The 12,565-nt window shown below is 31.5% G+C and carries 12 protein-coding genes and 1 tRNA gene; 12 read left to right on the plus strand and 1 reads right to left on the minus strand.

The genetic code is table 11. From position 1 onward, the window contains the following. Positions 1-45 precede the first annotated feature (45 nt). From murB to NH26_RS03615, 4 genes are read left to right on the plus strand one after another with little or no spacing between them, the layout of a single operon-like run. Positions 46-1,050 carry a UDP-N-acetylmuramate dehydrogenase gene (gene murB / locus NH26_RS03600; RefSeq protein ID WP_044225305.1) on the plus strand — a complete coding sequence of 335 codons (1,005 nt, stop codon included), beginning with the start codon at positions 46-48 and terminating at the stop codon, positions 1,048-1,050. Then, entirely contained in the window at positions 1,051-2,064 is a 1,014-nt protein-coding gene (locus NH26_RS03605) for a potassium channel family protein (RefSeq protein WP_044225303.1), read from the plus strand. It begins immediately after the preceding gene. Beyond that, positions 2,064-2,714 carry a hypothetical protein gene (locus tag NH26_RS03610; RefSeq protein ID WP_044225301.1) on the plus strand — a complete coding sequence of 217 codons (651 nt, stop codon included), beginning with the start codon at positions 2,064-2,066 and terminating at the stop codon, positions 2,712-2,714. The genes NH26_RS03605 and NH26_RS03610 overlap by 1 nt, the downstream gene beginning before the upstream one ends. Positions 2,715-2,718: 4 nt before the next feature. Continuing rightward, on the plus strand, positions 2,719-3,501 hold the full coding sequence (locus NH26_RS03615; protein ID WP_044225515.1) for a C40 family peptidase: 783 nt from the start codon (positions 2,719-2,721) through the stop codon (positions 3,499-3,501). On the opposite strand, the gene NH26_RS03620 is transcribed toward NH26_RS03615, so the two are convergent. Beyond that, positions 3,498-5,123, minus strand: a complete 1,626-nt coding sequence (locus NH26_RS03620; RefSeq protein WP_044225299.1) for a GMC oxidoreductase — start codon at positions 5,121-5,123, stop codon at positions 3,498-3,500. The genes NH26_RS03615 and NH26_RS03620 overlap by 4 nt on opposite strands. 298 nt (positions 5,124-5,421) lie before the next feature. On the opposite strand from NH26_RS03620, the gene NH26_RS03625 reads away from it, so the two are divergent. The 8 genes from NH26_RS03625 (at position 5,422) to NH26_RS03660 (ending at position 12,539) form a co-directional block, all read left to right on the plus strand. Next, positions 5,422-6,027 carry a porin family protein gene (locus NH26_RS03625; protein WP_044225297.1) on the plus strand — a complete coding sequence of 202 codons (606 nt, stop codon included), beginning with the start codon at positions 5,422-5,424 and terminating at the stop codon, positions 6,025-6,027. 84 nt (positions 6,028-6,111) lie between these two features. After that, entirely contained in the window at positions 6,112-7,728 is a 1,617-nt protein-coding gene (gene ade / locus NH26_RS03630; protein WP_044225295.1) for an adenine deaminase, read from the plus strand. Positions 7,729-7,905: 177 nt separating this feature from the next. Next, positions 7,906-7,979: transfer RNA gene (locus NH26_RS03635), tRNA-Ile, on the plus strand. 181 nt (positions 7,980-8,160) lie between these two features. Continuing rightward, positions 8,161-8,952 carry a zinc ribbon domain-containing protein gene (locus tag NH26_RS03640; RefSeq protein WP_044225293.1) on the plus strand — a complete coding sequence of 264 codons (792 nt, stop codon included), beginning with the start codon at positions 8,161-8,163 and terminating at the stop codon, positions 8,950-8,952. A gap of 130 nt (positions 8,953-9,082) precedes the next feature. Next, complete coding sequence (locus NH26_RS03645; RefSeq protein WP_044225290.1) at positions 9,083-9,694, plus strand: fumarylacetoacetate hydrolase family protein; 612 nt, start codon at positions 9,083-9,085, stop codon at positions 9,692-9,694. Between the two features lie 17 nt (positions 9,695-9,711). Beyond that, positions 9,712-10,860 carry a serine hydrolase domain-containing protein gene (locus NH26_RS03650; protein ID WP_158021877.1) on the plus strand — a complete coding sequence of 383 codons (1,149 nt, stop codon included), beginning with the start codon at positions 9,712-9,714 and terminating at the stop codon, positions 10,858-10,860. Then, positions 10,860-11,609, plus strand: coding sequence for a TrmH family RNA methyltransferase (locus NH26_RS03655; protein WP_242427294.1), 750 nt, complete (start codon positions 10,860-10,862; stop codon positions 11,607-11,609). Before NH26_RS03650 ends, NH26_RS03655 begins: the two co-directional genes overlap by 1 nt. A 117-nt stretch (positions 11,610-11,726) precedes the next feature. Then, positions 11,727-12,539 carry a hypothetical protein gene (locus tag NH26_RS03660; RefSeq protein WP_139262838.1) on the plus strand — a complete coding sequence of 271 codons (813 nt, stop codon included), beginning with the start codon at positions 11,727-11,729 and terminating at the stop codon, positions 12,537-12,539. Positions 12,540-12,565: the final 26 nt, after the last annotated feature.

A 12,565-nucleotide genomic window follows, 5' to 3' on the forward strand; every position in this document is an offset into this window, starting at 1 on the left:
AATTGTGGTGCTTCAATATTTTACTATTATCTAGCTTATTTACTAATGATCCAAACAAATATTTCCCTCCTACCTTTTCATACTTTTGGAGCAAAGGTGAACGCAGATTTTTTTACAAGCGTACAAACTGTTGAAGACTTAATTGATACTATTAATGATAATTCTAAGAACTTCTTAATTCTAGGAGGTGGTAGTAATGTATTATTTACTAAAAACTATGAAGGCTTAATTATCAAAAATGAAATTCCTGGATTTGAAATCATACAGGAAAATGATCAATTTATTGATATCAAGATTGGTGCTGGAGAGAATTGGCATGATATGGTAATGAAAACTGTAAGTCATGGATGGCAAGGTATTGAAAACTTAGCACTAATTCCAGGTACAGTTGGTGCAGCCCCTATTCAAAATATTGGAGCTTATGGAGTGGAAGCAAAAGATGTGATAATAGCTGTAGATTATCTCAATTACGAAGATCTTAAAGTAAAAACCTTTACTAATCAAGAATGTAATTTTGGGTATAGAAACTCAATCTTTAAAAATGAATTAAAGGGAAAAGCATGTGTTGTAAATGTTACTATCCGACTTAACAAACAGTGGGATTTTAATACATCTTACGGAGCTATTAACCAACAATTAGAAGAAAAAAATATTACAGAAGTTACACCGGAAATTCTAGCAAACACTGTAATTGATATAAGAAATTCCAAGTTGCCCAATCCTAAAGAAATAGGAAATTGTGGTAGCTTTTTTAAGAATCCAGTACTACCTAAAGATGTTGTTAACCCAATTCTTGAAAAATATGAGAATGCACCTCATTATAAAGTAGGTGATGATTTTATTAAACTACCTGCTGGATGGTTAATAGAAAAAAGTGGGTGGAAAGGTAAAACAAAAGGAAATGTAGGTACCTATGATAAACAGGCTTTAGTCCTTATAAATAAAGGTGGTGCAACAGGTGAAGAAGCTTGGGATCTAGCGATGACTATAAAAAGAGATGTTTTTACTAAATTTGGTATTGATATAGAACCAGAAGTTAACATCATCTAAATGCGAGCATTATTATCCAAGGTACTACCAGCATTTGGAATAATATTTTTTATTCTAATCATAGGAACTATTGGCTTTATGGCAACAGCCGATTTTTATGTCGCTCCTATGGACGCCTTTTTTATGACCGCAATTACTATCACTACAATTGGTTATGGCGAAGTCATACCTTTAGATAATAATCCTGTGGGTAGAGTATTTGCAATTTTTATTGCATTCTCAGGAATCGGTACATTTACTTATATAGCAACATCACTCTCTGCCTTTTTTCTTGAAGGGCATATTCAAGATGAATTTATAAAACGAAGGACTTTAAGAATGATAAACAATCTTACAGATCATTACATTATTTGTGGCTTAGGTCGCGTAGGTTTAAGAATAGCTGAAGAAATCGATAGAGTTGATCAACAATTTGTATTTATAGAAAAAGACGAGGAGATCTATAGACAATTTCGTAGAACCTATAAAAATGCATATGGTATTGTAGGAGACTGTACAAACGATGAAACTTTAATTTCTTCAGGAATAAAAAATGCTTCAGGTATTTTTATTTGTACAAATGATGATAATCTAAATTTAGTGACTACGCTTACAGCAAGACAGTTAAATCAAGAACTAAGAATTGTTTCGGCAAATAAAAGTCCATCATTTAAAAGTAAATTATTATCTGTTGGTGCTAATGAAGTAGTTTCACCACACTCTATTGGTGGGCGGAGAATGGCTATGGAAATGATTCGCCCTAACATTACGACCTTCTTAGATATCGTAAGAAGAGATAAAACTGATATGTTTAGTCTGGAGGAGATTAAAATTCCCCCCAATTATATTGGTAAAACACTTGAATCACTTAAAATTTCTGAACTTCCCTCTACTCTAGTATTAGCAGTAAGAGAAGGTCATGAATGGTATTTTAAACCCTCTCACAAACAAACTTTTACTTCTTTATCTGTATTATTAATTATGACAAATGAAGAAGAAAAAGCGTATATTCTAGAAAGATTATCTATTGTTTAATGAAAATATCCTACTCCTATATTATACTTATTGTTTCTATCTTTTTTCTTAATTCTGCATTTGGGCAAGATTTAGAAGAAGACTCATTACAATGGGTAAATGATGAGGTAGAAAACTATAATTTTCAAACTAAAAAGGGACAATGGGTTATTGGTATGGGATATGGACTAGGTGTCTCCTATCAAAATCAAAATCTAGCATTTACAAACAGTTCAGTCCTTTTAGATGTTTTCGGTAGTATTCATTCTGGATATTTTATTTATGATAAATTTTGGGTGGGTGGTTTTCTCCATGGAGGTTTAAGATCAGTCTCTTTTAATTATTCAAACAATAATTTAGAATCCTTTTTTGGGGGTGGTCCTAGAATAAGAAAATATGTATTTAATGGCTTTTTCTGTGAATTATCTTATGGAAAAAGTAAATCAAGACTTTCCTATTCAGTTGAAAATAATGTAGCAAAGTTTGATGGGTATGGTAATATCTATGGTCTAGGTATTGGTTTTGGGAATTTTTGGACTAAAAGGTTTTCATTAGATATTCTGCTAAACTATTATTATTTAACGACTAATTACGATATTTACGAAACACCTAATACATCAAGTAATTTTAGCATTACGGCAAATATCGTATTTGCTGGAAAAAAAGAATAAAAAAATGAAACCAATATTTGGTATATGTATCTATAGCACACTAGCAGTTAGAGGAAAAAATGCTCACTCTTCAGAAATGACTACTCAATTATTATATGGTGAAGTATATAAAGTATTATCATTTTCTGATGATAATGAATGGATAAAAATAAAAATGCTTTTTGATGGTTATGAAGGATATATCACTTCTGGACAACATAATGAAATAGCTCCAGAATATGCTGAACGATATAAAAAACATGAACACCCAGTAGTTACTAGACCTATTTTCCCAATATTCGATAATCAGAAGACCATTCATTTATCTATAGGATCTACTCTCCCATTTCATTACGAAAAATGTAATGATACTCAAATTAGATATGCTCAATTGCATAGTGTGTTACCTTCTGAAAACGAAACTCATCCTTTGGACACAGCTTCAAATTATCTTGGAGTTCCGTATTTATGGGGAGGACGCTCAATTTTTGGAATAGATTGTTCGGGTTTTGCTCAGACAGTTATGAATGCTCATGGTGTTCAATTACCTAGAGACGCTTATCAACAAGCTGAAATTGGTGAGAAAATAGAATTTTCAGATACTAAGCCAGGTGATTTAGCTTTCTTTCATAATAAAAACGGAAGAATCACTCATGTAGGAATTGTATCGTATGAGAATAAAATTATTCATGCCTCACATTATGTAAGAGAAGATTCTTTAACAGAAGAAGGTATTTACAGTCAGAAGGAAGGTAAATTAACTCATCAACTCAGCCATATCATGAGAGTTTCTAGTAAGTTTAATTAAATTTTTATCTTCAAATTTTCTAATTGCTGATCTAAGGGAGTATTTTTATTTCCTTCCTTTTCTGGAATTAGAGACATTGCATATTCACTTAAACTTGTAATAGTTAAAGAAGGATTGACGCCTAGATTACAAGGTATAATTGAACCATCTAGAACATACATATTGGGATAGTTATTCACTTCAAACCTTTCATTAACAACGCCTTCATCTGATGATTCTCCCATATTACAACCACCTAAAATATGGGCAGTCATTGGTGTATTAAATGCTATTTCTGATAAGGCATTCAAAGCTACACCATCCACTTTTTTTGCATATTGATGCATAACTTTTTGTCCAATATCAATATATGCCGGAACAGCAAAGCTATTTTTGGAATCAAAACTTAAATTATAACCAAAAATCCCTTTTTTCCATTGTAATTTCAAGCTTTCCTCTACGGATTGCATCACTAACAAAATCAATGAATTTTCACCCCATTTATGTATTTTGAAAGTACTTCTGATAAAATCTAAAGGATTAGTAAGAATATTTCCCAACAATTTTACAAAACGAACACCTGTTTTACCAGGGCCTGTAGCTAAGGATGCCATTCTACCCATGGCACCTGATGAGGTATTATATTTAACGACTTCTATGTGTGTATGATCGTCAGGATTAAAATAAGATGATATGGCAACGCTATTATTTAATTTGACATTTGCATTACTAATACCACATAACATCTCAGAATTAGTTCTAATATTACTGCCTAATTGATCAGATAATTGATCTAGATTTTTTGTTTGAAATTTTTCTTTAAGCAAAAGTTTCATTGTACCAATAACTCCAGCACTTACAATTACACCTTTAGCAGATATTGTTCTTTTATTTTTATTAAAGAACGAGGTACTTGATTCTACTTCAACATGATAAAGGCCATCATTATACTGTATATTCTGTACATAAGTTTCAGGAAGTATTTTAGCTCCGAATTTTTCTGCAAAATATAGATAGTTTTTTTCAAGTGTGTTTTTCGAATTGTGAGGACAACCTAACATGCACCCTGCACATTTTTTACATGGCGATCTTTTAGGACCTAATCCATTGAAATAAGGATCATTTTCTTCTTTTTCAGCATCATCATAATAAACTCCTACATTAACACCACCAAAAGAAGACTCTTTACCCATATCAGAGGCGATTTCTTTTAAAATATCATCTTCTAAGTGAAAGTCTGTAAAAGGCTTTGAACCTAACATAAACCTCGCTTTGTCGTAGAAAGGTTTTAATGTAGCCTTCCAATTTTTATTAAGGTGTGACCATGCTTTATTATCAAAAAAATGATCTCCAGGATACATATGAGTATTTCCATAAACATTACTACCTCCTCCTACACCAACACCTCCAAGAATAAAAACTTCTTTAAAAAAAGAAAGACTTTGTGGACCAAAACATTTTAGCAAAGGAGCCCAGAGAAATTTTTTAATGTTCCAATCACTTTTAGGTAAGTCCTTATTTGTAATCCTTTTTCCTTTTTCTATCACTAAAACTTTGTAGCCTTTTTCTGAAAGCCTCATACTTGAGACACTCCCTCCAAAGCCAGAGCCTATTACAATATAATCATAATCAAAGTGTTGCATAATAGATAATAGTAATAATTTAATTCATTTAAGTGATGAAGTATTCACTCATTTATAAATATATGATAATCTTTTTAATCAAGAAATAAACATACTCTATCTTTTACATTTTGTAGGAAGTAAATGTTTTAATAATGAAAACAGTGAATAAAGTGAATATTATACTATTAATCCCATCATTTTTTTTTAATTTTAATAATGTATTATTGATTTTTTAATACAGAAATTATCATTTAATACATTTAGTAGCACAATCAAATAGCTATTATTACACTATAATAAACCCTATTTCATTTATATGAAAAAGTATTTTTTAATTCTATTATTCCTTCAAATCATTTCCTTTTCAGTGTTTTCTCAAGGGGTAATGTTAGCTGGTAAAGTAGGTACTAATATCAGTAAAATTAGATCTAACCGAACATCTGATTTTTCTTACAAACCTAACTTAACTTTTGGTGTGGTATTAGAAGCAGCAACCAATGATTTATTCAGTCTACAAACTGAATGTAGTTATAGCATGATGAGTTCTAAATATGAAGGAACCACTGTATATTTAAATTATGTTGATGTACCCATATTAGCCAAGTTTTCTACAGGTAAAAACAATAGGTTTTTCTTTAATTTCGGCCCTATGGTGAGTGTGATGACTAGTGCGAAAGAAAAAGGTCCAATTAATATAATAGATGGTAGTTTTGAACCTTCTGAAAATACCAATGAAAGAAATGTCAGTCGCTATTTAAATGATAGTAATTTCTCAATGGTTTTTGGTGTAGGTGCAATTGTACAAAATATTATGATAGATTTTAGGTATACTACTGGTATTACTGATATCTCTAGAGTGAATGGTGAAGATTTATCTATATCACGGTTCGATATTACGTGCTCTTATGCATTGATATTCTAATAAAAAATGTATCTTGTATAGTAACTCTAAACTAGTCAAAACAACATAATATTTGTTTTGACTTTTTTTATACTAAAAAGACCAATGGAAAAAGAAATTAAAGGCAATATCGTTGATGTTCATAATAGAAGAATTTACCCAGGAAAAGTGGTGATTTCAGGTGAATATATCAAAGAGATAACATACGACGAAAGTAGCAAAGGATTAACAAATTATATTCTACCAGGTTTTGTTGATAGCCACATTCATATAGAAAGTACTTTACTATCCCCTGTTGAGTTTTCAAGAATTGCAGTGAAATTTGGCACTGTTGCAACAGTTTCTGATCCGCATGAGATTGCAAATGTACTTGGTGTACAAGGTGTGGAATATATGATAAAGGAAGGTGCAAAATCTCCTTTAAAATTTAATTTTGGAGCCCCTTCATGTGTTCCTGCAACAAAATTTGAGACTGCAGGTGCAGAATTGGATGCATCAGACGTAAAATCATTACTTGAAAGAGAGGAGATTAAATACCTAACAGAAGTAATGAATTGGCCAGGTGTACTTCAAAAAGATAAAGAAGTAATGGCTAAAATTGAAGCAGCAAAAAAACTAAATAAACCAATTGATGGCCATGCTCCCGGATTAAGAGGTGAAGATGCTAAAAACTATGCAAATACAGGTATTAGTACAGATCATGAATGTACTACCCTTGATGAAGCATTAGATAAAATAGAGGCTGGAATGAAAATTCAAATTAGAGAAGGTTCTGCTGCAAAAAACTTTGAAGCCCTCTCTCCTTTGTTAAATTCTCATGCTGGACGATTAATGTTTTGTACAGATGATACACACCCTCATGAATTAATTAATGGACATATTGATAAGTTTATAAGAGCCTCCTTTAAACTAGGAGCTGATATATTTGAAGTAATTAAAATAGCATCCATTTATCCTATTGAACATTATAACCTTGATGTTGGACAATTAAGAGTTGGTGATTTTGCTGACTTTGTTGTAGTAGATAACATGAGTGAATTTAATACTTTAGCCACTTATATTAATGGTGTGGCAGTCTATGAAAATGGAAAGGTTAACATTCCAACAACTACCCCAGATATAATCAATAATTTTCAGGCTGAGGAAAAAAAGATTAATGATTTTTCATTAGATACAAAAGGCAAAAGTGTTCAAGCAATTGTGGTAGAAGATGGACAATTGATCACAAAAAAAGAAATATTTGAGAGCACTACATTAAGAGATAATGATATTTTAAAATTAGTAGTGATTAATAGATATTCGAATGAGAGTGCTGCAATCGGATTTATCAAAGGAATTGGCCTTAAACAAGGCGCTATAGCCTCTACAGTTGCCCATGACTCTCATAACATAATAGCTGCCGGATATACTGATGAGGCTATCACCAAAGCCGTCAATAAGGTGATAGAATTAAAAGGTGGCTTGGTCATTACTGATGGAACAGAAACATCTGCCCTACCTTTACCAATTGCGGGATTAATGTCTGATAAGTCAGGTGAAGAGGTGGCTGATATCTACATTAATCTTTTAAAAAATGCTAAAAATTTAGGTTCCACCCTTCATGATCCATTTTTAACCCTATCATTTGTGTCACTTTTAGTTATTCCGGAATTAAAATTAAGTGATAAAGGATTATTTGATGCAATTAACTTCAAATTCACCAATCCTCTGATAGACAAGTAATAGAGTAAATATTGCTTGAAAAGTGGAAAAAATACAGGCTATGTTAACCAGTGTAAATAATGTAAAGTAAAATCTTGTAATACAATTGATTAAAAAAAATATCAAAAAAACTTTATTTTTATTTTTGGATTGTTCGAAAATAAACCTCTATATTTGCATCGCTTTCTAGGAAAAGCAGCTCCCATAGCTCAGTTGGTTAGAGCATCTGACTCATAATCAGAGGGTCACTGGTTCGAGCCCAGTTGGGAGCACTTAAGGCTAACAAGTGAAATTGTTAGCCTTTTTTGTTTGAATAGCAAAAATGAATCGTTATTAATTCTAATTAATGCTATTAATTACAATTTTATTTATTAAAATTGCAGTTCGTGTGATTTAGATATGTTCTAAGTCACCTTATAATTTTAATGTCAACCATTAGTTTTACCAATCCCTATGGAGAATACTGTCGCCCAAAAAATCGAAGCGCTTTCGAAAGTTCAACAAATCGATAGCGAACTAGATGCAATCCGCAAATTACGCGGCGACTTGCCAGAAGAAGTTCAAGACCTAGAGGATGAGATCGTAGGTTTCGAAACTCGCATAGAAAACTTAAAGAAAGATCTTGGTGAGGTCGAGGCAAATATTGATCAATACAGAGGTAAAATCCAAGACTTCAAAAAGCGTATCACTTACTTGGAAGAGCAACAAATGAATGTTAGAAATAACAGAGAATTTGATGCAATTACCAAAGAAATGGAAATGCTTGATCTAGACATCCAAGTTGCTCAAAAGAAAATTCGTGACAACGAGGCTGAAGAAACAATCAAGCGTGAGCGTGTTACCGACACAAATGAAAGACTTGAGGAGCGAAGAAAGGATCTTACTACTAAGAAAGCTGAGCTAGATGAAATTATGGCTGAGTCTGAAGTAGATGAACAAAAACTTCTTAAGCAACGTGAAAAAGCAACAAAACATCTTGATGAAAGGTTATTAAGATCTTACACTAAGATTAGAGATAATTCATCAAATGGTCTTGCAGTAGTATCTGTAAAAAGAGGTGCTTGTGGTGGCTGTTTCAATACTGTTCCTCCACAAAGACAAGCAGATATCCGCGAAAAGAAAAAATTAATCGTTTGTGAGCACTGTGGTAGAGTTTTAACTGATGTTGAAATCATCGAAGAAGCAGAACCAACTCCTAAGCGTAGATCAACAAGAGGTAGAAAAGCTACTACTAAGAAAAAATAGTACTTTCTCTTTTGATAAAAAATAGCCCGATATTTACTATCGGGCTTTTTTTCGTTTTGTTGCCTCTCCTTTTGAGGTCAATAAAAGAAAATCCTAATTTGATTATTGATTTTACAACTACATAAAAGTCATGAAAATTGTTTGTATCGGTAGAAATTATGCTGACCATATCAGTGAACTAAATAATGAACGACCTGACCAACCGGTTATTTTCTCTAAGCCAGATACGGCTGTGCTAAGAAATAACGCTCCTTTTTACCATCCTGAATTTTCTTCAGATATACATCATGAAGTAGAATTAGTGGTTAAAATTTGTAAGGAAGGTAAACATATACAAGAAAAGTTTGCTCATAGATATTATGATCAGCTGGCAATAGGTATTGATTTTACAGCTAGAGATGTTCAATCAAAATTAAAAGCAAAAGGGCTTCCTTGGGATTTGGCTAAAGGATTTAACGGTAGTGCCCCTATTTCAGAATTTCATGATTTATCAAAATTTGATAATGTTCAAGACGTGAATTTCTCTTTAGAGGTAAATGGAGAAGAAAAACAAAAAGGTAATTCTAAAATGATGATTTGGAATATCAATGAAATCATTGCCTTTGTTTCTCAATACATAACCCTTAGAAAAGGAGATTTAATATTTACTGGTACACCTGCAGGTGTTGGTAAAGTTGAAATTGGAGATAAATTAACTGCATATATCGAAAATGAAAAGCTTCTTGAATTTGAAGTGAAATAATTTGAATGATTAGAAATGTGACTATTGGATTAATTTCTACACTATCCATATTATTTTTTTCTTGTGCTGCACAACAGAAAGAAGAAAGTAATAAAGTAGTTATTGATCCTATTGAAGAGAAAAAGGATACACTTTCTCTTGCTGAAAAAGAAGATTTACACCATATTTTTGACTCAACATTTACCCGTCTAAATAAAATTAGAGGGTTTAATGGTACTGTCTTAGGTGCTAAAAAAGGAGAAATTGTATTCAACAAAGCATTTGGTTACCGTGATATGCGAAGAAGAACCAAGCTTTATAAAGATGACCTTTTTCAATTAGCATCTGTATCAAAACAATTTACAGCTGCTTCAATTTTACTACTTCAACAAGATTCATTGTTAAGTATAAATGATAGTATAAGTAAATTTTATCCTGATTTCCCCTACCCAGGAATTACCATTAAAATGTTATTAAGCCACAGATCTGGCTTACCTAATTACATCTATTTGATGGAAATCCATATTAAGGATAAACAATCTCCTATCAATAATCAATTGTGTATGGAGTATATGACCGAATATAAACCAGGGAAATATGGTAGCCCTGATGGTCGTTTTAGATATTCAAACAGTGGTTACATGGTATTAGCTTCTATCGTTGAAAAAGTCAGTGGTAAAACATTTGGCGATTTCTTGAAGGAAAGAATATTCGATCCTTTACATATGGAAAGTACTATTACATTTGATTCTGCTAAAGTGCATGAAGAGAACTTTACCATTGGTCATACCAACTCTCGAAGAAAATATGAGGATTTTTTCTTAAATGGTGTTTTAGGTGATAAAAGTGTTTATTCTAATACTTCTGATCTTTTTAAATGGCATATGGCTTTAATGAGTGATTCATTACTGACTGCAGAATCAAAAGAAGAAGCTTTTAAATTCCAATCACCAAATAAAAAAGGAAACTATAATTACGGCTATGGATGGCGTTTATTTAAAACATCTCAAGATGAAATAGTTGTTTACCATGGAGGTTGGTGGAGAGGATATTCTACATTATTTGTACATTATCCACCAACAAACTCATTTTTAATTGTGTTAAGTAATAGAGTTAACCATTCTTTTAGTAACTTAGATAAGGTCTACGACGCTTTAGAAATACCAGAATTCAAAAGACGTAAATAATGAACAAACGTTGGAGTAAAGAAGTAAGAGGATTATTACAAAAGAAAAAAAGAAAAGAAAGTAATCGTTTTATTGTTGAAGGAAGAAAAAACATTGAAGAACTACTAAGATCAGACTTAACTATTGAGTGTTTATTTTATACAGAAAAATTACACTCAATAATTGATAAATACGATAATAAATCAATTGCAGTACTTCAGGAAACAACAGCCGAATTGTTAAAACAAAATGGTCATTTACAAACAAATGATTCAGGTTTAGCTGTGGTTCATATTCCTACAACTTCTATCCCCCATTCTACAGATTTAGAAGATTTATCTTTGGCTTTAGATAATGTCAAAGACCCGGGTAATCTAGGTACAATTTTACGTATTGCAGATTGGTACGGAATCAAAAATATTTTTCTGTCAAAAGAATGTACTGATGCTTTTGCTCCAAAAGTTATTGCATCTACTATGGGGGCTTTTACAAGAATTAATGTACATCAAGTAGATTTAATAGAGCTTCTCACTCAATATAAACAAGACAACATTGCAATTTTAGGTGCTGATATGGTAGGCACTGATATTCATGCTTATAAGAGTAATCAAAAAAGTGTTGTTGTTATGGGAAGCGAATCTCATGGTATATCTGAAAATGTATCAGGAATATTAAATGAGAAAATTACGATACCAAGATACGGACAAGCAGAATCACTAAATGTAGCTATTGCAACAGCTATTATTTGTGATAATATTGTTAGAAAATAGAAATAAAAAACAAACAAACTCTCTCACTTGTAAACATTTATTCGGAGTTAAAATGAATTATTTTTGTTCATTTTAATGTTAAGAGGTTGTGTAACAAGTACATTGCTATTTATTTATATGAAAAATAAAAACTACATCACAATAACAAATTTTTTACCTCAGGTAAAAGGTAATACAGTTAATTTTGCTCCGACTGGAAACATTTCTCTAGCGAAATGGATAAAGATGGATACTAGCAATAATTGGATTGAAACAATACTAGGTTACAAAAATACGGATATATGTTTGTATACTAATGGTGAACGCTCTTTAGAAGAAGCTGCCCATTTAGTTCTATCTGAAGGTGAAATAATGGATAAATACACTTGGAAGGATACTGTAGCATATACTCAGAATGAAATGATTAATATGATTCATTTAAACGATAAATTGAGCTGGCATGATTTTGCTTTTGCAGATCGTTTAATCATAAATGACGAATTTCCTTCTAACTACTATTTTGCGAAGAAAGTAAATCCAAATGCGCTTTCAAATGATAAGAAGATAAGTAACCTTTTAAATAAGGTATGTGAAAATAATAGATATATAGAAAGTGTAAATGACGATCTAAATATTTTTGTAATTGCCATCAATAATAATACTGATGAACAAGAACTTTTAAATATGATGGATTCTCTTCTTGTTGGCGGAAATGAGAGAATTTTAAGACTTGAAAGTCTATTACACAAAGGTGAACATCAAGTTAAGATCAAAAAGACTGGTGATCATCTTGTTCAATCATTGCAGTTTTCAAATAAGAACCAATCGAAAAGTTTCATCTTTGGAGTAATAAATGATAATAAATCAAATACAATTCAGTTATTGAATAATTTGATGAAAAATATTACCCCTGCAATAGAACGTATTGAAGACATTATGTCTCAGATCTAAAATAGTTGATCTTTTTTCTATATCTT

It is taken from the genome of Flammeovirga pacifica (genome assembly GCF_000807855.2).
Taxonomy (GTDB): Bacteria; Bacteroidota; Bacteroidia; order Cytophagales; family Flammeovirgaceae; genus Flammeovirga; species Flammeovirga pacifica.

Bases quoted from the DNA above. Each gene is read 5' to 3' on its own strand.
- murB (WP_044225305.1), top strand. From the start codon at position 46: ATGATCCAAACAAATATTTCCCTCCTACCTTTTCATACTTTTGGAGCA.
- NH26_RS03605 (WP_044225303.1), top strand. From the start codon at position 1,051: ATGCGAGCATTATTATCCAAGGTACTACCAGCATTTGGAATAATATTT.
- NH26_RS03610 (WP_044225301.1), top strand. From the start codon at position 2,064: ATGAAAATATCCTACTCCTATATTATACTTATTGTTTCTATCTTTTTT.
- NH26_RS03615 (WP_044225515.1), top strand. From the start codon at position 2,719: ATGAAACCAATATTTGGTATATGTATCTATAGCACACTAGCAGTTAGA.
- NH26_RS03620 (WP_044225299.1), bottom strand. From the start codon at position 5,123: ATGCAACACTTTGATTATGATTATATTGTAATAGGCTCTGGCTTTGGA.
- NH26_RS03625 (WP_044225297.1), top strand. From the start codon at position 5,422: ATGAAAAAGTATTTTTTAATTCTATTATTCCTTCAAATCATTTCCTTT.
- ade (WP_044225295.1), top strand. From the start codon at position 6,112: ATGGAAAAAGAAATTAAAGGCAATATCGTTGATGTTCATAATAGAAGA.
- NH26_RS03640 (WP_044225293.1), top strand. From the start codon at position 8,161: ATGGAGAATACTGTCGCCCAAAAAATCGAAGCGCTTTCGAAAGTTCAA.
- NH26_RS03645 (WP_044225290.1), top strand. From the start codon at position 9,083: ATGAAAATTGTTTGTATCGGTAGAAATTATGCTGACCATATCAGTGAA.
- NH26_RS03655 (WP_242427294.1), top strand. From the start codon at position 10,860: ATGAACAAACGTTGGAGTAAAGAAGTAAGAGGATTATTACAAAAGAAA.
- NH26_RS03660 (WP_139262838.1), top strand. From the start codon at position 11,727: ATGAAAAATAAAAACTACATCACAATAACAAATTTTTTACCTCAGGTA.